We start from the raw sequence: 26,831 nt of genomic DNA on the forward strand, positions 1-26,831 counted from the left end.
TGGGCGAATCCACGGGAAAGCCTGCCCCGCGTGGCCGGGGAGTTCCTTTCCGTGGGACTGCCGGTGATGCTACGGGCCGGCTCGACCCGTGCCTGTGGTTCGTCCACGCATTGTCCGCGGTCAGAAGTTCTCGGTGAGGATCATCTCCAATACCCCCGTACCCGCCGGGACCGCGGTGCAGGGCGGTGTCACCGGTTGTGTGGGATCGAGGACGCCCGTCACCAGTTGGAAGGTGTACTCGTCGTAGGGCATTCGGAAATGCCCGGACTGGTTGATCGGGCAGAGGTCCCCGATCATCAGGTTCGTCGCCGACCGGTCGTGCAACGCGATGTTGGTCGCCGGCTGAATGACCTCGTCGAGCCGCGACCCGATCGTCGTGTACCGGGTTCCCGCGGCGGTGTCGCCCCCACCGTTGAGGTCGTCGAGGAACGGTGAGCCCTGAGCCTGCTGCTCCAACGCGGGCGACACCAAATCCGGCGGCAGCACCCTGCGCGCCCACTGCATGCCGCCGGGAGTGCCGGACCGGCCCAGGGGTACGGGCTGTGGGTGCGGATTCGGCACGACGACGGACCATCACCACCTACGGTTACAACAGCGACAATCTCGTCGAGGTCGGCCAACGTGTGAATGCCGGTCAGAGATTCGCAACCATTGGGAACAGAGGCAGTTCGTCCGGGCCGGACCTGCACTTCGAAGTGGAAGCCCCCGACGGGGACAAGACCGACCCCCTCAAATTGCTCACCAAACGGCGTCGATCATCGGGATCGACTGACGGAAGGCTTACTGCTCCGTCCCGACACGAGGCACGGGCCGCACTACTCCGCCATCCGTTCACCGTCGCGCGTGGTTTCCTGCTTCATGGGTCCGACGATGGGTTGACGGCGAGCGGGCGTGTCGCCGCGGGACGTCAGGGCGAGGGGCGCCCCTGATCGTACCGTGCAAGAGCCTGCACTAGCTCGAGTGCGAATTCTTCGGGGTGGGTGACGAAACCGATGTGCCCACCGGGTAGTTCGATCACGTCCCGACCGACTTTCCTTCCCAGTTCCATGTTCACCTCGTAGCACGGATATCCACGCGATTCCCGCCCGACCGCCGGGACGATCCGATCGGCGTGCGCCGCGAGCACGTCCAGGTCGAGGTCGACGGCGGGATACTGGCGCAGCTCGTGATCGAACCAGTAGGTCGCGTTGGCCGGGTTCTTGGGGGCGCGGGCCATCGCCAGCCGGTCGGACTCCGCGAAGGTCTGTTCGCGAAATTCCACGAGTGCCGGCTCGATGTCGGATGTGCGGTAGAGGTCGTACAGGCGGGAGAAGAAGTCCACCCACTTCTGTCCCTCGGGCAGTTGCCGCACGGCCGGCGGTTCGAAGGGAACGAGCGCGTCCACCACAGTCGGGTGGCGGGTGAGGAGTTCGAGGGCCACAATCGCTCCTGAGCTGGCGCCGAGGACGATCGCGGGTTCGACGCTGACCCGCTCGATCAAGCGCCGGACATCATCGGCGTCGGTCGCGAGGCGTCGACCGTAGTCCTGTGGCCCGTCGAGCCGACTCCGGGAGAAGCCGCGGCGGTCGTAGATGAGCACGGTGTACTGCGCTGTCAGGTGGTCGGTCACCATTCTGAATCCGTCGGCGTTGCCGCCCGCTCCAGGGATCATCAGAAGGAGGGGCCCGCTGCCGTGGGTCTCGTAGTAGAGCCGGGCGCCGGGAACGTCGAGGGTACTCATTTGTGGCGCTTGTTCCGGGGCACTATGGCCGACCGCAACGCGGGGCCGATTCCGTGCGCGCGAGGCGGCCGCCGCGACCGGGTCGGGCCCAGCAACCGGCCGCGCAGCCCGGGCACCGACAGGGTCACCGCCGCGGCCACGAGTAATACCACCAGGACGGCGCCGTGGCCGACCGCGAGTGAGATTCCCAGCCAGCCGGGCAGGAGCAGGATGAGGGCGATGATGCCGAGTTTGACGAGGATGATCCCGAACACGATCACCCGCGGGCGGCCGCGCGTCGTGGATCCGTGCCCGTCCCCGACGCCGGGGTCATCGTGTGAGTCGGGGTCGGGGTGCGGGTCGGTCATGGGCGTGTCCTTCGTCGCGGCGTGATCATCGACGGGTCGTGGTCGACGCGGTGAACTCGATTCGCCGTCCTGCCCCGCAGATGACGCGACGAACGGCGGATTCGTCATGAGACTGCCCGTCTCAGCATGTTCAGGTGGGTCGCCTGGTGGGCGATGACTGCCTCGATCACCTGCTCCAATGTCCGGCGGCCGTCCGAGAACCGGATACTCCCTGTCCCCGGCACACTGGCGAGCTGCTCATCGGTCAGGTCCGCCAGCAGGCCGATCGGGGCCTTGCCAGCGCTCACCCGATCCAGAACCTCCGACGCAGCGGCGGGCGGCTGGGCACGCTCGTGGCCATGGGCGTGCCCACGACCATTTCCCGGCGGCCGTCCGCCCGGGCCATACCCGGCGGCCTGCAGGAACCGGCCCAGGAAGTGATAGCCCTCGGCCATGTGTACAGCGAGCGCGCCGATGGTGTCTCCGGCACTGTCGTCGGGACACGGCTTGCGCAGATCCGGCCGCTCAGACTGGCGACCACGTCGGCCATCTCGTCGAGCTGCCGGCTCGCCGTCGTCATCAGTTCAATGCCTCGTTCGCTCATAACACGGAGTTTACAAGACATTGTGTCTATGGTAGTAGCCATGCTGTCTCTATATCGGGCGAAATGTATCATCGACTGATGCCGAGGCTGTGGAACGAGACGATCGAGTCGCACCGCCGTGAGGTGCGCGATGCGATCCTCGATGCCACCGCGGCGCTGGTCACCGAGCGCGGGCTGCTGTCGGTCACGATGTCGCAGATCGCCGAAAAGACCGGTATCGGCCGGGCGACGCTGTACAAGTACTTCCCCGACGTCGAGACGCTGCTCTTCGCCTGGCACGAGCGTCAGATCACGGCCCACCTCGGCTATCTCGTCGAAGCCCGAGACCGGGCCGGGGCCGCCGACCAGCGGCTCGAAGCTGTCCTCGAGGCGTTCGCGCTCATCACCCACGAATCCCACGGACACCGCGACACCGAACTCGCGGCGCTTCTGCATCGAGGCGAGCACCTGGTGCGGGCGCAGCAGCAGCTCACCGAATTCATCAGCGACTTGCTCACCGAGGGAGCGCGGCACGGCGAGATCAGAGACGATATCGCCTCCAATGAGCTTGCGAGGTACTGTCTTCACGCGCTCACCGCGGCCGCCGGTCTCCCTTCCGTGGCCGCTGTCCAGCGGCTCGTGCAGGTCACCTTGGATGGGTTGCGCCTCGGGCGCTGACACGAGCACCACCGCAAGGGCCGGAAATGTCCGGCCCACCTGCTGATGGTGACCGCCCGGCAGGGGTTGTGTGGACTGCTTCGCCGTCATCGGCGGTCGACTTTAGGCAATCGGGTATAGCCACGACGCCGCCAATTGTGTGCTGGCCGGCGAATCTGATCGCTATCCAGCCTCGGTCTGCTGCCGTGGCAGCTGCCGGGGCGTCAGTCTTCGCCAATCCCCGATTCGTTCGAGTCTTCAGGGGCGTACATCCGTTGTCTGACGCAGCCGTTTCCTGGTGTGTAACGCCTGCTACATTTCTACGTGTGACTGATGATGCGCCACTGGCGCGCTGGATCGTGTTGCTGCTGAAGCTGCCATCGGAGCCATCCCGGCACCGAGTGGCGGTATGGCGGGAGTTACGCCGGATCGGAGCGTTGTCACTGGGGCAGGGCGTGTGGGCCGTGCCGGACCTGCCGGTTTTTGCGACTGGAGTCCATCGAGCGCTGGAGCTAACCGAAAAGTCAGACGGAGAGGCGATTTCCTTGCAGGCCGTGGGCTCCAGCCCCGCCGACGCCGCCCGCTTCGAGGCAATGTTCACCGCCGCCCGGCAGGACGACTGGTCCGAGCTCATAGCCGACTGCGGCAAGTACGAGGCGGAGCTGGACAAGGAGATCCGCACCGCCAAGTTCACGCTGGCCGAGCTCGAGGAGGAAGAGCAGAGCCTTGAGCGCCTGCGTCGGTGGCATCGAGATCTGAAGGCCCGCGACGTGTTCGGCACGCCGAATGCTACCGAGGCCACGCAGCGATTGCTGTACTGCACACAGCGTTTCGAGGACTACACCGAGCGGGTCTTCGCCGCCCTGCACGCGCCCGAAGAGTCGGCGGACGGCCTACTGTCCCCGCCGGTGTTCCCGCAGTGATGTCGCCGTGGCGGATGTGGCCGCTATATGCGGCGGGTTTCACTACGGCGTTCGGTGCGCACGGTATTGCCGCGAATCTGGGGGCTGAAACCGGAGATCTGCGCAGTTCTCTTCTGTATCTGGGTTTGTTGCTGGCCCTGTATGACGGCGCGGAGGTGGTGCTCAAACCGGTCTTCGGTTCCATCGCGGACCGGGTGGGCGCTCGTCCGGTGTTGATCGGTGGGCTGGTAGCGTTCGCGCTCGCTTCCGCCGCATTCGTGGTGGTCGATGATCCGGGCTGGCTGTGGCTGGCCCGTCTCGGGCAGGGCGCGGGGGCGTCCGCGTTTTCGCCTGCCGCTAGCGCGCTGGTCGCACGGATGAACCCGAAATCGAAGCAGGGCAAGGCGTTCGGAAGTTATGGGTTCTATAAGAGCATCGGTTACACGCTGGGCCCACTACTCGGTGGTGCCGTCGTCTGGCTGGGAGGGCTGCCACTGTTGTTCGCGCTCATGGCGGTCCTGGCGTGCGCGGTCGCTGTATGGGTGGGGTGTGTGGTCCCGTCGGTTCGGCCACTGCCGCGGGCCCGGCAGACCGTCGTGGATTTGGCCCGACGCCTGTCGGAGGGGGCGTTCCTGCGGCCGACCGCAGCTCTGGCCGCGGCAACTGCCGCCCTATCTGTGGGTGTGGGTTTCCTTCCGGTTTCCGGGGCGGACGCCGGCCTCGGCCCGGTCGTGACCGGAGCCGCGGTTTCGGTTCTCGCGGCGTGCGCTGCCTTGGTGCAGCCGCGCGCCGGACGGGCGTTGGATGCGGGCCGCGTCTCGACAGGCACGGGTATCACCACCGGCCTTTTCATCACCGGCGCCGGTCTGGGTTGCGCGATGCTCCCGGGCCTGGCCGGGGTGCTGCTGGCCGGAATCGGAATCGGGATTGGCACTGGGCTGATCACACCGCTGGCCTTCGCGGCCCTGGCCACATCGACACCCGAGGAGCGCATGGGGCAGACGATGGGCGCTGCCGAACTCGGCGGCGAACTCGGCGACGCGGGCGGGCCCTTGCTGGTCGCCGGCGCAGCCGCGGCCGCCACTCTCGCCGTCGGCTATGCGGTCCTAGCCGTGCTGATCGCGGCATCCCCGGTGGTGTTGACGCGCCGCAGCGGAGGCCGAAAAGTCGACCCCGTCCTCGACTGAGTCTTCCTGCCGTCCCTCTTCGCGCCCGCACTTCAGGCAAGGATCAGTGGTGTGCGGGCCGCGACGGCTCAACCGACGCCAACCAGATCACGGTGTACCCAGATCGCGGTGTACAACGCCCAGCACGAGTCGCTCACTCAGGAGTGGGCCGACGCCTTCGCGGGGCCGAGACGGGGATCGAGGTCGAAGTGCGCACCGGCAGCGGCAGGGCAACAGCACGGTCATGAAGGACATGAATCCGGGCGTGATCTATCACTACTACTGGTTCGGCGATCAGCCCACGTCGCCCTGCACTATTTCAAAACGAGGATCCGGGAGCGTTCGCCAGGGCCTCGGATGGCGGTCCTGAAGTCCAGCACGAAGCAGAACGCGGCCCAGCAGTTCCTGAAGTTCGTCACCGGTAAGTCCGGCCAGGGGGTCTTGTAGACCGGGACGTAGTACCGGCCGTCGAGCGGCAAATGGACGGGGATCGCAGCCCGCGACGGTGTACGCCTACAAAGTCCCACGTCCAGACTCTACTCACGGGGAGGGTTTAATGGTAATGATTCTCAATGTGTGTTTCATGTTGACGCCTGTCCTAAGGAGTTTCCTTGCGTGTGTCCCGAACATTCCGCCTCCCCGCCGCGGCCGTGGGTTTGTCCCTCACGGCGGTGCTGACCCTCACCGCATGTGGTTCCGATAATGCGACCGACACGGCAGCTGGCCCGTTGACAGTTGTCGCATCCACCAATGTGTGGGGCAGCGTTGCTCAGGCGGTCGCCGGCGACAAGGTCGAGGTCACCTCGATCATCACGGAGCCGTCATCGGACCCGCACTCGTTCGAGACCAGCCCGTCCGACGCGGCGAAGGTCTCCGATGCATCCCTCGTCGTCTACAACGGCGGGGGCTACGACCCGTTCGTCGAGGATGTCCTCAGCAGCAATGGCGGAAACAGCGATCAACGTACCGTCAACGCCTTCGACCTCCTCGAAGGCGAATCGCAGGTGCGTGATCAGGGTGAGGCAAACGAGCACGTCTGGTACGACGTCGGCACCGTCAATGCCACGGCGCAGGCAATCGCAGACGAGTTGGGCGAACTCGATCCAGACAACGCCGCCACGTACCAGGCGAACGCCGACACCTTCTCCGGTCGGCTCGAGCAGATCACGGCCGTGACGGACGGCATTGCCGCCACGCAAGGGGGTGCGCCCGTCGCGCAAACCGAACCGATCGCCCACTACCTTCTGGAAGAGTCCTCCGTGAGGGACGTCACTCCGGAAGGGTTCACCAGCGCCGTCGAGAACGGCAACGACCCTGCAGCCGCCGACATCGCAGCCACCCGCCAACTATTCACCGACAAACAGGTTCGGGCACTGGTCTACAACGTGCAGACCGACGATGACGTCACGCGGGACGTGCGGGCGACGGCCGAGGCGGCCGGGATCCCTGTCGTAGAGGTGAACGAAACCCTGCCCGAGGGACTCGACTACATTCAGTGGCAGACCAACACCGCGAAAGCGTTGGCCGCGGCGCTGCAATAGATCTGATGCAGCTCAGTTTGCTCGAGCCGCCAAAGCCAGCTCTGCGGCCGTGATGTCGCACAGGGTTCTCTTCATCGCCCCCACCATTGCGTTTCGGGCCGTCGAACGCGTTTCGGGCCGTCGAACTCGAAGTGGTCCTGGCGGCCGGCGAACGTGAAGCCGTGTCAGGGTTCAGCAGGAAGCGCTCCAGCACCTCAACACTGTCAGCGTCTGTCGGCGTGGGCCACGAAGAGCGGGATCGCCACGAAACCCCGGCCCGTCTGCCCGCGGCGGGCCTGATCGCCGATCCATGCCGCGGCCTGGCCGGGGGTGATGGCGCCGGCCGCGGCGGCGGCGTGGGCGATGCCGGTGAGCATCGGCAGCAGGGTCTGGTCGGTGAACACACCGGTGTGGACTTCGACCTGGACGTCGGTGAAGCCGGTGCCGAGGAGGAGGTTGCGGTAGCGGCGGGCCGCCCGCGGTGCGGCGACGGTGTCGGCGCGTGCGTGGACGATGGTTCGGGTGAGTGCGGGATGGTCGGAATCGATGAAGAATCCGTCCCAGTCCTGCCCGAGCAGGACGATGCATCCTCCGGGGGTCAGGACCCGGTGCGCCTCGGTGAGCGCCGCGGTGGGGTCGGCGAGGTCGTGAAAGACTTTCTCGGCCCGGTATCCGTGCACCGAGTGGTCGGCGAGCGGGAGCTCGGCCGCGTCGGCTTTCTCGAACCGGCCGTCAGGCCGCCGCCGGCGGGCGATGGTGATCATCTGCTCGTCCAGGTCGATCCCCAGCGCGTCCCAGCCCTGCTCGGTAAGCTCGGCGACGGCGCGGCCGGCGCCGCAGCCCACGTCGACAATCACCGGTCCGGGTGGGGCGGCCAGTAGTTCGATCGATCGAGCCCGCAGCGCCACGGCGCCGGGGTAGTTGTCGATGAGGTCGAGGAGCGCGACGAGCGCCCCGGTGTCGGTGTCGGTGTCGGTGTCGGTGGAAGTGTTGGTGGTTGACATGACAGCCAGGATGCGACTTCATGTTGACATGAGGTCAAGCGACGACAGCTGCTCCTGGAGCATCGGTGAGGTCGCCGAGCGGTTCGGGATCGCCACCCATGTCCTGCGCCACTGGGAAGCGGTGGGATTGCTGCACCCGTCGAGAGAAGGCGGGGCGCGCCGCCGGTACGAGAAGCCGGATGTGTACGCGGTGGCGATGATCTTGCGCGCGAAGGAGGCCGGTTTCGGTCTCGACGACATCCGGGAGATGTTCGACACCGACGACCCGGTCCGCCGGAAAGCCATTCTCGGGCGACACCGCGATGCCCTGGCGGTGCGGATCGCCCGCGCGCAGGCCTCGCTCGCCCTGATCGACTGTGCGCTCGACTGCGATCACGACGACATCGCGTCCTGTCCGCACTTTCACGCGGCGATCGAAGCCCGAATCGGCGCGCTTGCGCCGTTGTGACGTCAGGAGCGTGCCGGTTCACTGGCCGACCGGCGGAGTGATTCGTGCATCGTCGAGCCCGCTGTGATGGGGCGTGAGTCAGGCGGGGCAGGCGACCGTGACGCTATTCGACGGACGGAGTCGATGCGATCAACTCAGATTCCCAGCGGTCCCGGACGCCGCCGAACGTCCACACCAGGATCGAGACGAGCCAGGTGAGGACGAACAGTGCCACGATGATGAATCCCATCGCGCCCAGGTCGAGGCTGCCGATCGTTCCCAGGATCCCGTCGGTGATGCCGAGCTTGTCGGTGACGATCGAGATGATTTCCTGCGTCCCGATCAGTAACGCGATGGCCACCGACAGTCCGGTGACTACGAGGTTGTAGTAGATCTTGCGGACGGGTCGGGTGAAGGCCCAACCATAGGCGAAGTTCATGAACCAGCCGTCGACGGAGTCGAACAGTGACATGCCCGCACAGAAAAGGACAGGCAAAACGAGGACCGCGTACCAGGGCAGCGAGGTGGCTGCGGCTCCGCCGGCAATAACCAGCAGTCCGACCTCGGTGACAGTGTCGAAACCCAACCCGAACAGCGCGCCCACGGGATACATGTGCCAGGGCTTGCGCACCATCTTCACGACCGGCCCCAGGACCTTGTTCATGGCGCCGCGGTTGTCGAGTTCTCGTTCGAGCTGTGCCTCGTTGAAGGAGCCGCGTTTGCATTGTTGGAGGACGCGGTAGATGCCGATCAGGGACATTAGGTTGAGCAGGCCGATGAGCAGCAAGAACATACCTGAAACTGTGGTGCCGAACAGGCCCGTCCACCGTTGCAGATCGGAGTGGTCATTCGACAGGCTGGTGGCGAGTTGCCGGATACCCAGTGACAGCAGGGCAACCAGGACGAACACGACGCTCGAGTGCCCGAGGGAGAACCAAAAGCCCACGGACATCGGCTTTTTGCCGTCGGTGAGGAGTTTTCGGGTGGTGTTGTCGATGGCCGCAATGTGATCGGCGTCGAATGCGTGGCGCATCCCGAGTGTGTAGGCGGTGACGCCCAACCCGATTCCGAAGACGCTGCCCTGGACCGTGTAGTGGCCGGGGACCACGAACACCATCAGCACTCCCCAGCCGATCAGGTTGAGCACGGCAACGGTGAGCGCCATCCCGAGGGTGCTGCGGCGCTGTCCGTGATCGAGCTGACGCCACATCCTGATCGGCATCATCCGGGCCGGCCGGGCTGTCTCCGACATGGGGGCCTCGCAATGCTCGAACACCGGAAATCATGCCGAATCGATCGTATACCTGCTCACCTGTTCAGATATACAGGTGTTGGCACAAAAACAGCGCACACCTGCCCCCGTGCCCGGTCGCGGAGATCAACGAACCCACCTTCGAAGTCATGGTTCGACCACCTACCGCGGTGCGGGAATCGCCGGGAATCCGCTGACGTATTTCGGGTCGATCGGCGGTAGTTGCGTGGGCCCGAAGTTGTTCGCGATCGGCATCATTGCCTTGAACCAGGTTCGCGCTGGTTCGGTGCCGCCGAACAGGTTGCCGTCTGCGCACGAGCGCAGTGGACTGGTGCAGATCTCGCGGGGGGTCGGCGAGTCGCCGAAGACGTAGACGCTGCCTGCTAGGTTGTTGGTGAAGCCGACGAAGCCGGAAGACATGTTCGACTCGGTGGTTCCCGTCTTCCCCGACATGGGCAACGTCCAGCCCGCGCTGTTCGCGGCGGCAGCCGCGGTTCCGCCAGGTTTGTCGTCCTTGCTCAGCGCATTGGCCAGGGTGTCCGCGAGGCCGGGCTCCACGACCTGTTCGCACGCCTGTTGCGTGATGGACACAGGATTTCCCTGCCGGTCGACGATCGAGTCGATCGGAGTCGGTGGGCACCACCGGCCGTGTGATGCCAGCGTGGCGGCCACGTTGGATAGCTCGAGCGGGTTGATCCAGTTCGGTCCCAGCGTGAAGGAACCCAGGTTCTGGTCTTTTTGCATGTCGGCCATGCTCGGGTCGCCGAATCCTGAGGTGTTCGGCTGGGTGTAGGAACGCATCCCCAGACGCACCGCCATGTCGACGGTTGGGGTAACGCCGGTTGCTTCGATCAGTTTGACGAAGGCGGTGTTCGGTGATTGTGCAAGCGCATCTGTCACCGATAGAGATGCCGGGTAGGGGGCCGCGTTCTGTACGCAGTACGTGGCGGGAGGGCAGCCGGGGGCCCCGCCGTCGCCCATTCCTCTGGCGTTGTACCGGCCGGGTACGTCGAGAATGGCGTTGATGCCGAGTCCCTTTTCCATGGCGGCGGCGGTGGTGAAGATCTTGAAGATCGATCCGGCGCCGTGACCGGCGAGGGAGTACGGCTGAGGCTGTACGGTCTCAGCGGCATCGACGTCGAGGCCGTAGTTGCGGCTGCTTGCCATTGCGAGAATGCGGTGCTGATCCTGTCCTGGCTGGACGACATTCATTACGCTCGCAACGTCCTTCAGTTTGGGGTCGGCGTAGGAAACGACCGCCGACTTCACCGGGTTCTGCACTGTCGGGTCCAGGGTTGTCTTGATCAGGTAGCCGCCCTTGTCGAGTTGTTCTCTGGGTAGGCCGGCGTTCTCGAGGTATCGCAGGGCGTAGTCGCAGAAGAATCCGCGGTCACCGGCAGCGATACATCCGCGGGGCAACCCGTTTGGCTCCGGGAGAATTGCGAGCGGGGTCTGCTTCGTTGCTCGGATCTCGTCGGCACGCTCCGGGATGTTCGTGATCAACGTGTCGAGCACGACGTTTCTGCGTGCGAGGACTCCCTCAGGGTTGGTGTATGGGTTGAGGGCCGAGCTGGACTGCACCATTCCGGCGAGCATCGCCGATTGAGCCAAGTTCAGGTCTTTCGCGTCGATGTCGAAGTAGGTACGTGCTGCGTCCTGAATGCCGAAGGCGCCGTTGCCGAATGGCACCAGGTTCAGATAGCGGGTGAGAATCTCGTCCTTCGTCAGCTGCTTGTCGAGGGACAGTGCCATCCGGATCTCACGGACCTTACGGGCCGGTGTGGTTTCGATCGCGGCGCGGCGTTCGGCATCCGTCTTGGCGACTACGTGCAGCAAATAGTTCTTCACGTACTGCTGGTTGATCGTCGAGGCGCCTTGTTCGACTTGCCCGCTGGTGGTGTTCGTGAGGAATGCTCGCATCGTGCCCTGCCAGTCCACGCCCTGGTGCTCGGCGAACCGTTTGTCTTCGATCGAGACGATTGCCAGCTTCATCTCGTTCGAAATCTGGTCGCTGGGGACCTCGAACCGTCGCTGTTCGTACAACCATGCAATCGGGTTGCCCGCAACATCGGTCATAGTCGTCACGGCAGGCACGATGCCCTCGACAAGTTCGGCAGCCGTGTTGTCGACAGTGTCCGCCGCACGGTTGGATAGGTAGCCGAATCCGCCAGCCACGGGGAACATCACCCCGGCGAGTAGAACACCCCCGAAGAGTGAGCATCCTGCAAGTTTCAGCACAGTGTTGGAAATAGACACGTTACAACCTCACTCGAAGTGGCCCTGGCAGATACCAAGTGCAGGTGGGCAGTTGGAAAGCGGTGGAAGCGCCTGTTCGGATGGGCGATGTGCCTACTTGCCCAACTAGGGCAGCAGACTTGAGTGGTAAAGCTCGTACCGAGGGCATCGCCACACACTGGAGCTGTGCTGCGGCTCGGGTGCGGTGCGTTCTCTTACTTGGGTACAGCCGAATCAGGATCGAGGCAGAAGCACACAAGTTTCTCCCGATGTGAGCTCACCGCCGGAGTGATCAGGATTCACAGCGAGGGCGACGTTGCGACCGGGTCAGTGTCGACCTGTCACACCCTCAACACACACGTGCTGCTCAATACGGGCATCAGCGGCCCCACCGATGTCGATATCCCGGTTCCCGTCCGGGTCCGATACCGCGGCCGACTATTGCCGTCACGGCGCGACGGCGGCCTCTTCGCACCGCACTTCAGCAACAAACCCAGTGCCCCGGCGAGCACCGCCAGGCACACCTGGAGAGGGAGGGCACCCGCCGGCAAGTGCCGGCGCTTCTCGTCGGAGGCTGACGACCCGTCGGCGACGTCACTCTTGTCCGCGGCTGCCGTGTCGTGAATGAGGACCGGGATCGCGGAGTGGGCATCCGCGGCTGACGGGGTGGCGGAATGTCCCACCTGCAGGGTCAGCAGCATTCCTGCAATTGCAGCCAGAACCGTGATGCCGAGCACCAGATGACGCCACGGCAAGGACGCGCGAACACCACTCACTTCCCAAAGGTAACACCGCACATCGGGTGGCTGGCGCATCTTCCGGCCCATATCATTGAAAACCCCTCCCCGGTACTTCACTCCCGTGCCGCACTGCTAAACGGCAGGACGAAAAGCCGATACGGCCTGCGCAAGCAGTCATGAACAGCATGTGCGCTTTGGGTGTGGTCGTAGCGAGTGGTCGCTTTCATCAATTGGCGAGACACATCAAGGTGGCCGTCTAAGCCTGGATCCACGTGTGTCGCTCCACTTCGCTTGAATACTGTAGGGGGGTATGGTAAACCTGCATGTGGGTCACAAGGACCTCACATCAGTAGCCGAAGCAAAGAAGGAATTCCATGAGCACCTCCACCGTCACCGTCACCGGCATGACCTGCGGCCACTGCGTCTCCTCGGTCCGCGATGAGATCGGCAACATCGACAGCGTCACGGCCGTAGACGTCGACCTCGCCAGCGGGCTGGTCACCATCGACAGCAGCGAACCCCTCGAGCGAAGCGCCATCCAGAATGCCGTCGAAGAAGCCGGCTACCAGCTGGCCGAGTAGTCGGCCACCTCCTACAGGGAGTTCATCCCCCATGAAGGCATCCCACAAGTTCCTCGGATTCATCGTCGGCCTCGTCGCAGTCTTCGCCGTCACGCTCGGTGTCGGGGCGCTCGTCGGCCCCGCGGGCAGTGCACCGACAGCCACCCAAACACATAACGTCGGATCCGAATCTGGCACCGCGCCCCAGCCGATGCCCGCCGGGCACGGACACTGACGTACCACCACACCCGGAAAGGAGGACACGATGAATCCCGTCACGCAACACCCGACCGCGAACGGCCAGGTCGAACTCGAAATTGGTGGCATGACCTGCGCATCCTGCGCGAACCGGATCGAGAAGAAGCTCAACAAGATCGACGGCGTCACCGCGACGGTGAACTACGCCACCGAAAAGGCACGCGTCAACTACGTCGGTGATGTGTCCACCGGCGATCTCGTGGCCACCGTCGAGCAGGCCGGCTACACCGCCAAGGTCCCCACCCCGGCTGCCGCCTCCACCGGCACCGAGGATGCCGGCCCGACCGGTGAGCCGGATCCGACCGCCTCGCTGCGCCAGCGCCTGCTCGTGTCGCTGGTGCTGTCTGTGCCGGTGATCGCGATGGCCATGATTCCGGCCCTGCAGTTCCCCAACTGGCAGTGGCTCTCACTCACCCTCGCCGCACCGGTGGTGGTGTGGGGGGCATGGCCGTTCCACAAGGCCGCCTTCACCAACCTGCGGCACGGCACCTCGACCATGGACACCCTCATCTCCATGGGCACCCTCGCCGCCCTCGGCTGGTCGCTGTACGCCCTGTTCTGGGGCACCGCCGGAATGACGGGCATGACGCACCCGTTCGAGCTGACCATCTCCCGCAGCGACGGCGCCGGAAACATCTACCTCGAGGCCGCCGCGGGAGTGACCACCTTCATCCTCGCCGGCCGCTACTTCGAAGCCCGCTCCAAGCGACGCGCCGGGGCCGCCCTGCGGGCCCTGCTCGAACTCGGCGCCAAAGACGTCTCCGTCCTGCGCGACGGTGTCGAACAGCGCATCCCCACCGATCAACTGGCCGTCGGGGACGAGTTCATCGTCCGCCCCGGGGAGAAGATCGCCACCGACGGTGTCGTCACCGAAGGCTCCTCCGCGGTCGATGCGTCGATGCTGACCGGCGAATCCGTGCCCGTCGAGGTCGGACCCGACGACCAGGTCGTCGGCGCCACCGTCAACGTCGGCGGACGAATCGTGGTCCGCGCCACCCGAATCGGCTCGGACACCCAGCTCGCGCAGATGGCGAAACTCGTCGAAGACGCGCAGACCGGCAAGGCCCAGGCCCAACGTCTGGCCGACAAGATCTCCGGCGTCTTCGTCCCGATCGTGATCGCCCTCTCCGTCGCGACCCTCGGCTTCTGGATCGGCACCGGCGGCGGCATCGCGGCCGCATTCACCGCCGCCGTCGCGGTGCTGATCATCGCCTGCCCCTGCGCCCTCGGCCTGGCCACCCCGACCGCACTGATGGTCGGCACCGGCCGCGGCGCCCAGCTCGGCATCCTGATCAAGGGGCCCGAGGTCCTCGAATCGACCCGCCGCGTCGACACCGTGGTGCTCGACAAGACCGGCACCGTCACCACCGGCAAGATGACCCTGCTCGACGTGGTCACCGCCGACGGGGAAGACACCGGGCAGGTGCTGGCCCTGGCCGGGGCGCTCGAGGACTCCTCCGAGCACCCCATCGCCCAGGCCATCGCCAAGGGCGCACGGGACAAGGTCGGCACCCTGCCTGCGGTGGCACAGTTCGCCAACGTTGAAGGCCTGGGGGTGCAGGGCATGGTCGACGACCACGCCGTGGTCGTCGGACGGGCCCGGTTGCTCGCCGACTGGGCGCAACACCTGCCCGCCGGTCTCGAAGCCGCCATGGCGGCGGCCGAATCCGAGGGCAAGACCGCCGTCGCGGTCGGCTGGGACGGGCGGGCCCGCGCCGTGCTCGTCGTCGCCGACGCGGTCAAGGCCACCTCGGCCGAGGCGATCACACAGCTCCGCGAGCTCGGTCTGACCCCGATCATGCTCACCGGCGACAACGCGGCCGCTGCCCGGGCGATCGCCGACCAGGTCGGCATCGACGAGGTGATCGCCGAGGTGCTGCCCGCGGACAAGGTGGACGTCGTCAAGCGGCTCCAGGATCAGGGCAAGGTCGTCGCGATGGTCGGCGATGGTGTCAACGACGCCGCCGCCCTGGCTCAAGCCGACCTCGGCCTGGCCATGGGCACCGGCACCGACGTCGCGATCGAAGCGAGTGATCTGACGCTGGTCCGCGGTGATCTGCGCGCCGCCGCGGACGCGATCCGGTTGGCCCGCAAGACGCTGGGCACGATCAAGGGCAACCTGTTCTGGGCCTTCGCCTACAACGTGGCCGCCCTGCCCCTGGCCGCCGCCGGGCTGCTCAACCCGATGCTCGCCGGAGCGGCGATGGCGTTCTCCTCGGTGTTCGTGGTCAGCAACAGCCTGCGGCTGCGCCGGTTCCGGTCCCTCACCGGATAACCGCGGGCAGAAAAGGCACCCAGGAGGTGGGTGGGCGGGGCGTGCAGGCGCCGCCCACCCCACACTCTTTTACCCTATGCAGTCCCGGAAGGAGACCGGCCATGTCCTCGGTGGCAACAACTTTGGTGCGGATCACCCGGCATCCCGCGACCCGGGCGGCGGTGAAATGCGCGGTGATGTGCGCCGCGGCGGCCGTCGGACGAGCCGTCGACAACCCGTCGAAACTCGCGCATACCCCAGAGGGGCATAAACTTGCGTGCAGGAGATGAACGCCATATTCAGGAGGACTACATGACAAGCGCAATTCCCAAGGAGAAGATTGACGGCGACCACTCCTCGCATGGCTACATCACCGAAAAGGACGCCTACCTCAAGCGCCTCAAGCGCATCGAGGGCCAGGCCCGCGGACTGCAGCGGATGGTCGAGGAGGACAAGTACTGCATCGACATCCTCACCCAGGTCTCGGCGATGACCAAGGCCTTGCAGGCCGTCGCGATGGGGCTGCTCGAGGACCACATCAGCCACTGCGTGGTCGACGCCGCCGTCGCCGGCGGTCCCGAGGCGGAGGCGAAGATCAAAGAGGCCACCGACGCGATCGCCCGCCTCGTCCGTTCCTGAGCACCGACACCGGCATGCCCGGTGTCAGTCGTCGTCGTCCGCGGCGTCGCTGCCGTCCGAGATCTCGATCAGACGGCGCAGGCAATGCGCCCGCAGCGGTTCCGGGAAGCCGTCCGCGAGACGGTAATAGACGGTGCGGCCCTCTTTGCGGCGGGTGACCATGCCGGCGGTCCGCAGAATCCGCAGGGCATAGCCGACGGCATCCTCGCCGAGGTCGAGAGTCAGGGCGATGTCCCCGACACACAGTTCCTCGGCCAGGTCGAGGGCGTAGATCACCCGGGTCCGGGTGGGGTCGGCGAGCAGGCTCAGAATGCTGCTCAACCGGGCGGCGTCGTCGCGGCTGAGCAGCCGCTCGCGCGCGTGCGCCACCCGCTCCGGATCGACAGGTTGCGCTACGACTTGGCCCATGCACCCATCCTTGCTGGCGGTTTACCCGTACGATTTTACGGGTATAGGCTCGCCCTGAGTCGTCGTCTGGAGGCAGCAGCCGTAGGCGTGTTTCTCCACGGAAAGGGAAGAACCATGAGCACGACCGCATCCATGCTCGACACCTATCCCGAGGATCTCGGCCAGATCGACAAAGCAAAGCTGGTGGCCTGCATCGAATCGTGCGTCGAGTGCGCGCAGGCCTGCACGGCGTGCGCCGACGCGTGCCTGAGTGAGGTGTCCGTGACGGACCTGACCACCTGCATTCACACCGACCTCAACTGCGCCGACATCTGCGAGACCACCGGCCAGGTGCTCTTACGCCACACCAACTACGACGCGAATCTGTCCTGCATTGTCCTCGAAGCATGTGCCGCAGCGTGCAAGTCGTGCGGAGATGAGTGCGCAGCGCATGCATCGATGCACGAACACTGCAGGGTCTGTGCCGGTGCGTGTCAGCGATGCGAGATGCCGCGAGGTGTTCGCAGCGCTAGATTAGCCCCATCGCCGCACCGAAACGCGACAACGCACCGGCAAGGTCTTTCCCGCTCGCCCCGCAGCCGTGGCAGTTGGCGATCATCGCCAGGGCTCTTTTGTATGGACCGTTGACCGCTCACCGACGTAAGAACAGGAACCTCTCGATGAAGAAATCTCTCGCTATCAGTGCCGCATCTGCTGCCGCGCTGCTCGCCTTGACCGCCTGTGGAAGCTCGGACACAGATCAAGCAACCGACACCACTGCAGCAAGCGCCACCATGACATCGGCTTCCGCCGAGGCGGGCACCGGTGAGCACAATGATGCGGATGTGGCCTTTGCTCAGGGAATGATTCCGCACCACACGCAGGCTATCGAGATGAGCGACACACTCCTTGCGAAGGAAGGCATCGATCCACGCGTCACTGCTCTGGCCGAACAAATAAAGGCGGCACAGACTCCGGAGATCGAGCAACTCAACGCTTGGCTCGCCGAATGGGGCCAATCAGCTTCCTCCACGCCGATGAGCAGCGGCATGGACATGCCCGGCATGTCGACCCCGATGAGCAGCGGCATGAGTATGCCCGGCATGGAAGGGATGATGTCGCCGGAAGATATGCAGGCACTCGCCAATGCTCAGGGCGTCGACGCAGCCCGACTGTTCCTGACGCAGATGATCGAACATCACCGCGGAGCGATCGCGATGGCGCAGACCGAGGTTGACACCGGCCAGTACCCAGCCGCAGTTCAAATGGCGCAGAACATCATTGACACCCAGCAGAAGGAGATCACCACCATGGAGGAGCTGCTGTCCTCGCTGTAACACCGAGCGCTACTCACCGGATCAACTCTCAGCGCCTTCCCCGCATCCGTGGATCGGGAGGCGGTGGGAGTGCTCTGGCTCCATCACTTGCGATCCGATGTGCATGGGCCCCTCATTGGACACAGCGTCAGGCCCCTAGGCTGTCGACCACGCTGGCCTCACCCACTTGTCGAACCGACGGCCTGAATCCATCCCTCACGTCGAAACCGCATTCCACGCGCACCTTCTGCCGACAGGATCTTCGGTGGCCTACAACTTGTGTATGTCCTTGAAACGCTTTGAGGGCTTCTGCATCTCTGGAGAAAACGGGAACTTTGCTCGATGAGCAATATAGGACGCCGTCGGACTATGGTCCCCGTACTCACCCTTGTATCCCTGGTCCTTGCCGGATGCTCGTCGCCATTCGAGGAGCGTCCCCAAGCAGCCAACTCGAACGGCCCCAGCGTGAAATTGAATCCCGAGATCAACCATCTGCATGGGCTTCACATCAATGCCGATGGGACAGTGCTGGCCGGTACACACACCGGACTCTTCGCCGACGAACCCTCGGGCAGTACGTCGCGTGTCGGTAACACCGATGACGACCTGATGGGGATGACGGGGGTTCCGGGAACGAACACTGTCCTGTCTTCTGGGCATCCTGGGCGCTCGAGTGACGCTCCGAATCCGTTGGGGTTGATGGTAAGCACCGACGGAGGGCAGAATTGGACAACGAAATCGTTGATCGGAGAGGTGGACTTTCATGTCTTGACCTCTAACGGCGGGATCATCGTGGGCTTCGACGGCACCACCGGTTTGCTGGTGTCCACCGATAGTGGAACCAGCTGGACAGCAGGAGCGTCTTTGCCCACAGCCTCACTGGCCATCACCGATGCCGGAGTATGGGCAGTGACAACAAACGGTTTACAACTCAGCACCGACGCAGCCCGCACGTTCTCGGTCGTTCCCGCCGCTCCCCCGCTCTCTGTGGTGTCAGCGGGCACGGACGGAGCCCTGTGGGGCGTAGACGTGGACGGCAACGCCTGGCGCAGCCGAGGAGGTCGTACTTGGCAAATGCCTTCCTCCATCGGCCCCGTCGACGCGTTGACAGCCTCGGACTACGACAACGCCTACGCTGCCACTGACCAATCTCTCTACGCACTGCGCTGAACGTTCCGTGAAGGATGACGAAAGTCGGGTACACGCTGCGTAGATATTCGCTCATTGCGACGTCGACTCGAACACGCCAAGAAGGTAACCGGCGGTCGCAGCAGAGACGGTCTATGGGAGCGTATTACGGGAAACCGTCATCGCCCGACACACGGCCATGTGATGGCCGCGCACCAAGGCCCCTCGGGGAAGGAACTCACCCTCTACGTTGCTGCCCGGACGGGTACGACTGATTTCTGCAGGTCTCACTGGGAGTGGGTGTCACCGGAGACTGGTTGATAGTCCCGCCGTCTGAGCCACGTCGACTCGAGGTAATGGAAGATTCCGCCATCCTGCTGACCACGATCACATTGAATGATGACTGCGAGCGGGCAGCGCGGCAGTCCGAGTCGTGGATTGATCCTCATTCGACACCCTGGCTGGCGGACACGAACGGAATCTTCACTACTATGGGAATTAGTAGTAAGCGCACACGCGCAACAAGAAGGGAACATACACTGAACAAGCTCGACGCCGCGGCCTGTCCAGTACGAGCGGTGGCGGCTACACGTTTGTGCAGCGGCCCATCGGCCCCACGGCGCCGCCAAAGGACAGACAGAGTCGGCCCGGCGCCGTCCACGTGGCTGCGGGCGCAGGCGACCACCGTCGAATCTGGGCGCGTGCAGGTCGGGAGAGTTGAGCTCAGCGGCCATCTTCTATGAGTGGGAGGAATGATGCATGGACTGGGTGAACTCGAAGGGGTCGTCATGGACGCGCTCTGGCGCTCCGACGAGCCTCTACGGGTACGCGACGTTCTCGAGGGCCTCACTGGCCGTGAACCCGCATACACGACGATCCAGACGGTGATGGACAATCTGCACCGCAAGGGATGGGTCGAGCGCGAACGGCAAGGCCGAGCATTTTCGTATCGTGCTACTCGCAGCCGCGAGCAGGCCACAGCAGCTGCGGTGCGTGAGTTGTTGGCCACCAGCGGCGACCCCGCCGGCGTACTGATGCACTTCGCCAAAGGCAGTTCCGAGCAAGAATCAGCAATCCTGGCCAGAGGGCTGCGAGAGCGAACCGCGCGATGATCGTGGCGACGCTGTGGACGCTCGGCGGCCTCCTGCTCGCGATGCTTTCACCTCGCATCCTCACAACGATGATCTGTCGATTCGTCAACCCCACAGTGATTTTGGCGACTTGGGCTGCGATCGTAGTCGGCACCTTCGTCAACCTGACCGTCCCCGCTGTGGTACTGCTGCTACCGAATCATGGGGGGGTATCCGCGGTGTTCCACCTGGCTCAACAATGCTGGCTCGCCCTCCACGATGGCGCTTCGAATGGCGTCGAAACGCTTGTCGGGGCCGTTGCCGCAATTGCGATCACAGCGCTGACAGCCGGAATCCTCATTTCCTGGCTAAGGATGGCCCGCGAGCGTCGCCATACCCATGACAAGCATCTGGGAATCGTGCATATCCTCGAGGGCACGCTCCAGGTTCATGACCACACGCTGTGGGTGCCCCTCGAACAGCCTCTGGCCTACAGCATCGCGGGACGGCCCTCCCTCATCGTGGCGAGTACGGGTTTGCGCTCCCACCTTCGCAGCGAGTCTGTCGCTGCAGTGTTGGCGCACGAACGTGCACATCTACGCGGTCGGCACCATTTGTTCGTCAGATTGGCTGAATCCGTGGCCCTGGTACTGCCGTGGTTGGCGATTATGCGGGCGTCCCCTGTATTGGTCCGTACCCTGGTTGAACTCGCCGCCGACGCAAGTGCCGCACGCACCCATGGCCGGAGTGCTGTCCACGACGCGTTGCGGACCCTGCGGCCCCATGCGGTTCCAAGTCCCGCACTGGCGATGGCGACCGACACCGATTGCACTGCAGTCAGATTGCATGCGTTGGCCACCGACCGCAATTACCAGCCGGGGATAAGGCGATCCTTCGCCGCGTACGTCACCGCAATGGCACTGCCAGTTCTGCCAGGGGTGCTCTTCCTCTGCGTAATGGCACTGACTTCTTGTCTTGCCGTCGCGTAGTCGTTCCTACGTGCTGTGCACCCCGGAAACATCGATGGGGTTACCGAAGCCTGCAAGCCTCACCATCCGGGAATACTGGACTCGTACATATTCGACCGTCTAATCACCCCTTCAAACCGCCGACAACCAGGTCCATGGCATGTCCGTCGATGCCTGATGCGCTGGGGTAGGACCGACCAGGGCCCACCCCAGCACCGGTGGTCAGTTTCGCGGCAGCAGCGATTGCATCGTCCGAATCTCTTCCTGCTGTGTCGTGATGATAGAGTTTGCGAGCTGCTTGGCCTCAGGGTTGGATCCGTCCGACAGTTCAGTCTGCGCCATGTCGACCGCGCCGGTGTGATGTTCAATCATCATCTTCAGCCAAGCGGCGTCGAAGTCGGCGCCGTTCTTGGTGGCCAATGAGTCCATATCTTCTTGCGACATCATCCCATTCATGCTGCCGTGATCCATCCCGTTGACGTTGGATGCGGGGTCCGGCTTTCCCCAGTCCTGGAGGAGAGAGCTGATCTGTTCCATCTCGGGAGCTTGTGCGGTTTCGATCGCCCTCGCCAGCTCAGTGATCTGGACGTTCTCGGTGCGTCCTTGGACCAGCTTTGCCATTTCCACTGCTTGGGCATGATGGGAATACATCGATTGCATAAACATAACGTCCGCATCGTTGAACTCCGCCGCGGCATCAGCGGACGCGGACATCGACATATCACCGCCAGACATCTGACTCATGTCGTGGCCGCCCCCGCCGCAGCCCGCAAGAACGAGTGCACCAGCAGTCGCGGCGACAGAGGCGATGGTCTTAAAAGTGTTTGAACGCATATTGGTTTGCTCCTTGAATTGACGGGTGTACGTGTTGTGAGAGACATGGCATGCCTCGGCAGGGATCCACCGTGGTGAGTCATCTGTCACACCCGTAGTACCGACAATTCGGAGAGCGTCAGGGTGGTCCACGGAGGCGCCCGGCAACTCGCGCCGCCGAGCGAAAACAGTGACTGTGGCGACGTCGAGGGGTATGCCGTGCTCCACTGGGGTCTGACGAGCAATATTCCTGCGATCACTGCGATCACGGCCGGACAGGTATGCATTCCGTTATGCTCGCCGCCGCACTGGTGATCACATGTCGCGGCGATCGCCGGCATCGCCGTGACAGTACGCATGCTATTGGCATGGTGGTCTGGGGCGTCGCCGGTTCCTGCGACCACGGTCTGCGCGTGGGTCTCGGCGGGCGGCGACAGCAGCAATGCGTGCATGAAGAGGACGCCGAAGAGGAGAGCCACAGCGGTCGACACTTGTCGTGCGCGCTGCGCGACCGTCGACGTGTCCTGGGCGTGCACGACGGCAACAATAGCGTGGCTCGAGCGACGCACTCGAACCGCTCGTCACCTGAGCCGTAGTGCGCTTGCCGCACTCGTGGTTTGCCCAACGGTGGGGATCGAGCCGAAGCGTGGTGATCGGCGTGGCCGTACTCGCCGCAGCCTTCCTACCGTTGATGTTGGTACGGACCTCCCAGAAGATGGGCACCGCAGTTGCCGCGAGTGCGCTACTGGCATCTGCTGCACGGGCCTTGGGCACCGCGGCGATCTTCCCCTTTGAGATGGACACCGTCGTCGCGCTCGCCGGCGGCAGGCTGGTCGCGACCCACTATGGGTTCTACAACACGGTCGTCGGCGTCGGGATTCTCCTCGGCAATCTGGGGACTGGTGTGGTCTTCGGGATCATGCGTGATGCGGGAAGTATCCGGTGCCACACCCGATGTAGTGAAACCTCAGCCCGGACAAACGCCCGCTGGTTGCCGATCCTTGCATGGGTGTCCCTCACAGCGTTGGGTGCGGGATGCGGCGGGGCGCTCCATCTCCTCCAGCGATCGGGGCAACTCGATCCTCTTCGAGGTATCCCGATGACCTCGAGGCGGCCACGACGGCCCGTTAGGCCGGCCTGGCGTGGACCCCGATCCCTAACTACTATGTTGCTTAGTAGTTAGGGATCGGCGTCCGTCACTGACGCCATTGCCAGAAATTGGGTGGAGCACGTTGGGTAAGAAGCCACACAAGAACCGCTCCAAGCGGAACGCACGGGCGGCTCACGTCAAGCAACAGCGCAGCCCCGCGACCCATGCCACAAAGGAGCCATCGACTCCCTCATTCGAACTCCAGCCGACCCTCGCAATCGGTCAGAGGTTCTCGACAAGGCCTGATCAGCCGGCCTTTGCACCGAACCCACTGATCCGCACGAAACCGGGACATACGCAGACGGCACCGTCTTCGACACGCGCTCGTCCAACTACTCAGGCCACAGACAGCAATCCCGCAAAACAACGGGCGCTCCGAGAAGATCCCGACTCTCCTCCCCCATCCCCCGGCCCGGGTAGCTGTTCGGAGGCGACCGCGGACATTGAGCCTGGTTTGGCCGCCACGTACTGGTCCGACGGGGCAATTACACGGCCACCTGGTGACCTGCACGTCCGGTTTTCAGGTATCCGCACCGATGCTGCCGGCCAACTCGGGGACGGCGATCGGTTCGAACGCGTCGCACGGGTGGAGAACCTCACCCATGATAGCGGAAGGCTTTCTGTCACTACGAAAGTCAAAGGGATCAACTCCGGCGCGTGGCGAATCAAGGCCGTTCCCTTCGATCCAATGCTCCCGTCGAAGGCCACAGGCGATCCACAGACGATCGTCACCAATACACGCCTGGCTGCCTTGGCTCAAGGGCCCGGAGTCCGGCTGTGGACGTGGCCGACCCTGATCAGTGTGGGTGTTGTCCTTGCCCTCGTCCTGCAGTCAGTTTTGCTCTCGCGGGTACACGCCAACGCTGTGGCGGCAACAGGGGTGTCCCTACTCGCGTGCGCCTTGGGTTACCTCGGGGCCAAAGCCTGGTATCTGATTCTCCACCGACAACACCCGCGAAAATTCGCAACCGCCGGGGCCTGCATCCAAGGATTTCTGGTAGTCGCTCTCGGCGTCCTCGTACTCGGTGGTTTCGTATTGGGCATGAACGTCGGCACGCTGCTCGACGTGACCACCCCCGGCCTGTTTCTCGCGATGGGGGTCGGCCGACCCGGCTGCTTCCTCGGAGGCTGCTGCGCCGGACGTCCCACCACCTCCAAATGGGGCCTGTGGTCGTCCAACCGAACCGTCGGAATTCGCCGCGCACCCGTCCAATTGCTCGAAGCTGCCGCAGCACTTCTCATCGGTGTGATCACGCTGACGCTGGTACTGACAGTCGACGCCGTCGCAGGAGCCATCTTCGTAGCGGCTGCGGCCGCTTACACATTTGTTCGGCAGCTGCTGTTCCCCCTTCGAGCCGATCCCCACACCCGCCTCGGGCGTCGCCTGACTATCGCGATCTCCCTCGCGATCCTCGTAGTAGACGCAGGTGTTCTCACCCTGACAACCTAGAGAGGAGTCCCAGACCCGAAGGGGGAATCGGCCCGCACAGTCGGCGGGCCGCAGAAGGAGCAGACCAATGCCCGCGAGCGTGCCCGATCGGCCGAACCCACAGATGAACGCCCCTCTTTGCGGCCCCCCTCCCGCGCACCGGTTCGGCACTCCCGACCGATCTGAATCCGCTGATCTGCTCATACGCCGACTGAGCCCGGAGGATCTGCCCGAATCCGCACGGGCACATCGGGAATTGCTGCCGCAGGGCCTATTTCCCGCACTGGGAGATCGGTTTCTCCGTCAGTGGCACGCATGCGTCCTCGGCGAATCCCACGGGATCGCGCTCGTCGTCGAGGACGTAAGCGGCCCCGAACATCGGATCGTCGGATTCCTGCTCGGAGCCACCGATCAATCCGCGCATATCAACGGGATCTTGATGCATCGCCGTGCGCTGGGCAAGCTGATCGGTTTCGGTGTCCTCGCCCTGATCCGGAGACCGAAGATCGCGATCCGCTTCGCGCGTACACGAGCAGGGCCCTGGACGCGTCGCCTGCTCCGGTCGGTCCCGACACCACGGGCAACCGCCCAGGAGCATGTTCCGGCGAACCGGACCGCCGTTCTGTCCGCCGTCGCCCTCTATCCGGAGGTACGCGGAACGGGAACAGGCACCGCCCTCGTCGAACGATTCCTCGTGGAATCACGGGCGGCCGGAGCCGGGACCGCGACCCTGGTCACCAAGAGGACGGCCGAAGCGGCAACACGATTCTACGAACGACTCGGATGGCACGCTGTACAGGAGGGCGCGACCCGCGACGGCGCTCCCCTCCGCGTCTACCGCATTCCCCTCGACGAGACAGTCCACCACCGCAAGGAGACAGGTCCGCGTTCCGGCCGGCAGGAGGGACTGGGTTCTGGAGAACTACCCGCGTGATCGACGCGCCGAGAAGGGAAGTGGGGTGCCGACCACACCGGAAATGAGCAGTCGACCGGCACATCGCAACCTCCCGAATCGAGGCCACGCAGCCCGCCCCCCCCTTACGTCGAAACAAGGGATTCTCGTGTGACACATCACAGAAGGGCTCTACGTGTGCCGTCAATCGCACCGGAGGCTATCCAGGGGTTGTGCCGTGAGCGCTGGGCGAGTTCCGTCGCCCAGCGAGCACACCCGGGTGTGTTCATTTCGGCTACCGTGGCGTCGTGACTTCCACCGTCGACGTCTTGGCCTACATTCCGAGCCCACCCCAGGGGGTGTGGACAGTCGGCCCGGTGCCGGTGCGGGCCTATGCACTGTTCATCATCATCGGCATCGTCGTCGCCGTGGTCTGGGGCGACCGGCGGTGGGCCGCCCGCGGCGGCGAGAAGGGCACCGTCCTCGATATTGCGATCTGGGCAGTTCCGTTCGGTCTGATCGGTGGCCGGCTCTACCACGTCGCCACCGATTGGAGCACCTACTTCGGCGAGGGCGGGGACCCCGTCGACGCTTTGAAGATCTGGCAGGGTGGCCTCGGTATCTGGGGCGCCGTGCTGCTCGGCGGTGTCGGCGCCTGGATCGGCTGCCGGGTACGTGGAATACCACTGCCCGCGCTCGGGGACGCGGTCGCTCCAGCCATCCTGCTTGCCCAAGCCATCGGCCGAATCGGCAACTACTTCAACCAGGAGCTCTACGGCCGGGAAACTACTCTCCCCTGGGGGCTGAAGATCTTCCAGCGGATCGACGCGTCCGGCAAGCTCGACACGCTGACCGGAACCTCCACCGGTGTGGTAGAGCGAATCGTGCACCCCACTTTCTTGTACGAGCTGACCTGGAATCTGATCATCGTCGTCCTGCTGGTCTGGGTGGACCGACGACACCGAATCGGCCACGGCCGACTGTTCGCCCTCTACGTCGCCGGATACAGCGCGGGCCGGTTCTTCGTGGAACTCCTACGCGACGACTACGCCACCCACATCGCGGGCATCCGGATCAACTCATACACTTCCGCGATCGTCTTCACCGGCGCGGTGATCTACTTCCTCGCCGCCAAGAGAGGGCGCGAGACACCAGAAGAGCTGCAGCCCAGGAATCAACGCGATGAGACGGATGACGGGGCGGCCGAGAAGGGGACGACCACCTGAGCCGTCTCCAACCGTCATCAGCCAGGGCCCGAACACACTCGTGCGCAAGAAGTGGCTACAAGACTGCATCGCGCCGATCTGGTCCCGCGCATGCGGCGGATGCCACCCCAACCGCAATACACTGACCGCAATCCGTGACAGCGGATTTGAGACAAGCGACGTCGGGAAGATCCCATTCGGCATGACTCATGTCCTCGGTAGGGCCCAAC

Annotated in this window: 27 protein-coding genes and 5 pseudogenes; 20 read left to right on the forward strand and 12 right to left on the reverse strand. The window is 64.4% G+C overall.

The window, feature by feature from the left end; translation table 11 throughout:
• Positions 1–120: 120 nt before the first annotated feature.
• Positions 121–516: pseudogene (locus tag GFS60_RS37320) on the reverse strand (lipase); the annotation flags it as partial.
• On the opposite strand from GFS60_RS37320, the pseudogene GFS60_RS39795 reads away from it, so the two are divergent.
• Positions 517–758 (forward strand): annotated as a pseudogene (locus GFS60_RS39795) (M23 family metallopeptidase); the annotation flags it as partial.
• Positions 759–907: 149 nt separating this feature from the next.
• On the opposite strand, the gene GFS60_RS37330 reads toward GFS60_RS39795, so the two are convergent.
• The 4 genes from GFS60_RS37330 to GFS60_RS37345 form a co-directional block, all read right to left on the reverse strand.
• Positions 908–1,720 carry an alpha/beta fold hydrolase gene (locus tag GFS60_RS37330; RefSeq protein WP_159929656.1) on the reverse strand — a complete coding sequence of 271 codons (813 nt, stop codon included), beginning with the start codon at positions 1,718–1,720 and terminating at the stop codon, positions 908–910.
• Entirely contained in the window at positions 1,717–2,067 is a 351-nt protein-coding gene (locus tag GFS60_RS37335) for a hypothetical protein (RefSeq protein WP_159929658.1), read from the reverse strand. The genes GFS60_RS37330 and GFS60_RS37335 overlap by 4 nt, the downstream gene beginning before the upstream one ends.
• Before the next feature lie 104 nt (positions 2,068–2,171).
• On the reverse strand, positions 2,172–2,354 hold the full coding sequence (locus GFS60_RS37340; RefSeq protein ID WP_159929660.1) for a hypothetical protein: 183 nt from the start codon (positions 2,352–2,354) through the stop codon (positions 2,172–2,174).
• Positions 2,351–2,650, reverse strand: coding sequence for a hypothetical protein (locus GFS60_RS37345; protein WP_159929662.1), 300 nt, complete (start codon positions 2,648–2,650; stop codon positions 2,351–2,353). The genes GFS60_RS37340 and GFS60_RS37345 overlap by 4 nt, the downstream gene beginning before the upstream one ends.
• Before the next feature lie 78 nt (positions 2,651–2,728).
• Between GFS60_RS37345 and GFS60_RS37350 the strand changes: the two genes are divergently transcribed.
• The 5 genes and pseudogenes from GFS60_RS37350 to GFS60_RS37365 all read left to right on the forward strand — a co-directional run bounded on the left by GFS60_RS37350 (position 2,729) and on the right by GFS60_RS37365 (position 6,895).
• Positions 2,729–3,307: a TetR/AcrR family transcriptional regulator gene (locus GFS60_RS37350; protein ID WP_159929664.1), complete on the forward strand. Its 579-nt coding sequence runs from the start codon at positions 2,729–2,731 to the stop codon at positions 3,305–3,307.
• Positions 3,308–3,612: 305 nt separating this feature from the next.
• Positions 3,613–4,209 carry a Chromate resistance protein ChrB gene (locus GFS60_RS37355; protein WP_159929666.1) on the forward strand — a complete coding sequence of 199 codons (597 nt, stop codon included), beginning with the start codon at positions 3,613–3,615 and terminating at the stop codon, positions 4,207–4,209.
• A gap of 14 nt (positions 4,210–4,223) precedes the next feature.
• Positions 4,224–5,375, forward strand: coding sequence for an MFS transporter (locus GFS60_RS37360; RefSeq protein ID WP_159929960.1), 1,152 nt, complete (start codon positions 4,224–4,226; stop codon positions 5,373–5,375).
• Between the two features lie 205 nt (positions 5,376–5,580).
• A pseudogene (locus GFS60_RS39800) lies at positions 5,581–5,798 on the forward strand (iron ABC transporter substrate-binding protein); the annotation flags it as partial.
• A gap of 167 nt (positions 5,799–5,965) precedes the next feature.
• Positions 5,966–6,895: a metal ABC transporter solute-binding protein, Zn/Mn family gene (locus tag GFS60_RS37365; protein ID WP_159929668.1), complete on the forward strand. Its 930-nt coding sequence runs from the start codon at positions 5,966–5,968 to the stop codon at positions 6,893–6,895.
• Between the two features lie 203 nt (positions 6,896–7,098).
• Here the strand turns inward: GFS60_RS37365 and GFS60_RS37370 are convergent, their stop codons facing one another.
• Positions 7,099–7,878, reverse strand: coding sequence for a methyltransferase domain-containing protein (locus GFS60_RS37370; RefSeq protein ID WP_159929670.1), 780 nt, complete (start codon positions 7,876–7,878; stop codon positions 7,099–7,101).
• 28 nt (positions 7,879–7,906) lie between these two features.
• On the opposite strand from GFS60_RS37370, the gene GFS60_RS37375 reads away from it, so the two are divergent.
• Entirely contained in the window at positions 7,907–8,326 is a 420-nt protein-coding gene (locus GFS60_RS37375; protein ID WP_159929672.1) for a helix-turn-helix domain-containing protein, read from the forward strand.
• Between the two features lie 103 nt (positions 8,327–8,429).
• Here the strand turns inward: GFS60_RS37375 and GFS60_RS37380 are convergent, their stop codons facing one another.
• The 3 genes from GFS60_RS37380 to GFS60_RS37390 form a co-directional block, all read right to left on the reverse strand.
• Positions 8,430–9,557, reverse strand: a complete 1,128-nt coding sequence (locus tag GFS60_RS37380) for a HoxN/HupN/NixA family nickel/cobalt transporter (RefSeq protein ID WP_442972242.1) — start codon at positions 9,555–9,557, stop codon at positions 8,430–8,432.
• Positions 9,558–9,719: 162 nt separating this feature from the next.
• Positions 9,720–11,795 carry a transglycosylase domain-containing protein gene (locus tag GFS60_RS37385; protein WP_159929964.1) on the reverse strand — a complete coding sequence of 692 codons (2,076 nt, stop codon included), beginning with the start codon at positions 11,793–11,795 and terminating at the stop codon, positions 9,720–9,722.
• A 338-nt stretch (positions 11,796–12,133) separates the two neighbouring features.
• Positions 12,134–12,568 carry a hypothetical protein gene (locus GFS60_RS37390; RefSeq protein WP_159929674.1) on the reverse strand — a complete coding sequence of 145 codons (435 nt, stop codon included), beginning with the start codon at positions 12,566–12,568 and terminating at the stop codon, positions 12,134–12,136.
• A 338-nt stretch (positions 12,569–12,906) separates the two neighbouring features.
• On the opposite strand from GFS60_RS37390, the gene GFS60_RS37395 reads away from it, so the two are divergent.
• The 4 genes from GFS60_RS37395 to GFS60_RS37410 all read left to right on the forward strand — a co-directional run bounded on the left by GFS60_RS37395 (position 12,907) and on the right by GFS60_RS37410 (position 16,243).
• Positions 12,907–13,113 carry a heavy-metal-associated domain-containing protein gene (locus tag GFS60_RS37395; RefSeq protein ID WP_159929675.1) on the forward strand — a complete coding sequence of 69 codons (207 nt, stop codon included), beginning with the start codon at positions 12,907–12,909 and terminating at the stop codon, positions 13,111–13,113.
• A gap of 31 nt (positions 13,114–13,144) precedes the next feature.
• Complete coding sequence (locus GFS60_RS37400) at positions 13,145–13,327, forward strand: hypothetical protein (protein ID WP_159929677.1); 183 nt, start codon at positions 13,145–13,147, stop codon at positions 13,325–13,327.
• Positions 13,328–13,357: 30 nt separating this feature from the next.
• A complete protein-coding gene (locus GFS60_RS37405; protein WP_159929679.1) occupies positions 13,358–15,625 on the forward strand; it encodes a heavy metal translocating P-type ATPase in 2,268 nt (755 codons plus the stop codon).
• Between the two features lie 291 nt (positions 15,626–15,916).
• A complete protein-coding gene (locus GFS60_RS37410) occupies positions 15,917–16,243 on the forward strand; it encodes a metal-sensitive transcriptional regulator (RefSeq protein ID WP_159929681.1) in 327 nt (108 codons plus the stop codon).
• 24 nt (positions 16,244–16,267) lie between these two features.
• On the opposite strand, the gene GFS60_RS37415 is transcribed toward GFS60_RS37410, so the two are convergent.
• Positions 16,268–16,651: an ArsR/SmtB family transcription factor gene (locus GFS60_RS37415; RefSeq protein ID WP_159929683.1), complete on the reverse strand. Its 384-nt coding sequence runs from the start codon at positions 16,649–16,651 to the stop codon at positions 16,268–16,270.
• A 114-nt stretch (positions 16,652–16,765) separates the two neighbouring features.
• Between GFS60_RS37415 and GFS60_RS39805 the strand changes: the two are divergent.
• The 5 genes and pseudogenes from GFS60_RS39805 to GFS60_RS37440 all read left to right on the forward strand — a co-directional run.
• Positions 16,766–17,137: pseudogene (locus tag GFS60_RS39805) on the forward strand (four-helix bundle copper-binding protein); the annotation flags it as partial.
• Positions 17,138–17,310: 173 nt separating this feature from the next.
• On the forward strand, positions 17,311–17,967 hold the full coding sequence (locus GFS60_RS37425) for a DUF305 domain-containing protein (protein ID WP_159929685.1): 657 nt from the start codon (positions 17,311–17,313) through the stop codon (positions 17,965–17,967).
• A gap of 348 nt (positions 17,968–18,315) precedes the next feature.
• Positions 18,316–19,116: a F510_1955 family glycosylhydrolase gene (locus GFS60_RS40620; protein ID WP_442972243.1), complete on the forward strand. Its 801-nt coding sequence runs from the start codon at positions 18,316–18,318 to the stop codon at positions 19,114–19,116.
• A 713-nt stretch (positions 19,117–19,829) separates the two neighbouring features.
• On the forward strand, positions 19,830–20,186 hold the full coding sequence (locus GFS60_RS37435) for a BlaI/MecI/CopY family transcriptional regulator (protein ID WP_159929687.1): 357 nt from the start codon (positions 19,830–19,832) through the stop codon (positions 20,184–20,186).
• Positions 20,183–21,133 carry a M56 family metallopeptidase gene (locus tag GFS60_RS37440; protein ID WP_159929689.1) on the forward strand — a complete coding sequence of 317 codons (951 nt, stop codon included), beginning with the start codon at positions 20,183–20,185 and terminating at the stop codon, positions 21,131–21,133. The genes GFS60_RS37435 and GFS60_RS37440 overlap by 4 nt, the downstream gene beginning before the upstream one ends.
• A gap of 201 nt (positions 21,134–21,334) precedes the next feature.
• On the opposite strand, the gene GFS60_RS37445 is transcribed toward GFS60_RS37440, so the two are convergent.
• Together GFS60_RS37445 and GFS60_RS37450 are read right to left on the reverse strand one after the other, a co-directional pair.
• Positions 21,335–21,946: a DUF305 domain-containing protein gene (locus GFS60_RS37445; protein WP_159929691.1), complete on the reverse strand. Its 612-nt coding sequence runs from the start codon at positions 21,944–21,946 to the stop codon at positions 21,335–21,337.
• An 86-nt stretch (positions 21,947–22,032) separates the two neighbouring features.
• Positions 22,033–22,461, reverse strand: coding sequence for a DUF6153 family protein (locus tag GFS60_RS37450; RefSeq protein WP_159929693.1), 429 nt, complete (start codon positions 22,459–22,461; stop codon positions 22,033–22,035).
• Between the two features lie 74 nt (positions 22,462–22,535).
• On the opposite strand from GFS60_RS37450, the pseudogene GFS60_RS39810 reads away from it, so the two are divergent.
• From GFS60_RS39810 to lgt, 4 genes and pseudogenes are all read left to right on the forward strand, one after another.
• A pseudogene (locus GFS60_RS39810) lies at positions 22,536–23,108 on the forward strand (hypothetical protein); the annotation flags it as partial.
• A gap of 655 nt (positions 23,109–23,763) precedes the next feature.
• The gene (locus GFS60_RS37455) at positions 23,764–24,525 is read left to right on the forward strand and encodes a prolipoprotein diacylglyceryl transferase family protein (RefSeq protein ID WP_236603753.1); all 762 of its coding nucleotides are present in this window, start codon (positions 23,764–23,766) and stop codon (positions 24,523–24,525) included.
• Between the two features lie 67 nt (positions 24,526–24,592).
• Positions 24,593–25,438 carry a GNAT family N-acetyltransferase gene (locus GFS60_RS37460; RefSeq protein WP_159929697.1) on the forward strand — a complete coding sequence of 282 codons (846 nt, stop codon included), beginning with the start codon at positions 24,593–24,595 and terminating at the stop codon, positions 25,436–25,438.
• A 266-nt stretch (positions 25,439–25,704) separates the two neighbouring features.
• The gene (gene lgt, locus GFS60_RS37465) at positions 25,705–26,622 is read left to right on the forward strand and encodes a prolipoprotein diacylglyceryl transferase (protein ID WP_159929699.1); all 918 of its coding nucleotides are present in this window, start codon (positions 25,705–25,707) and stop codon (positions 26,620–26,622) included.
• The last annotated feature ends 209 nt before the right edge of the window (positions 26,623–26,831 follow it).

The sequence above is a fragment of the Rhodococcus sp. WAY2 genome, assembly GCF_009859915.1.
Lineage (GTDB): Bacteria > Actinomycetota > Actinomycetes > Mycobacteriales > Mycobacteriaceae > Rhodococcus_F > Rhodococcus_F oxybenzonivorans.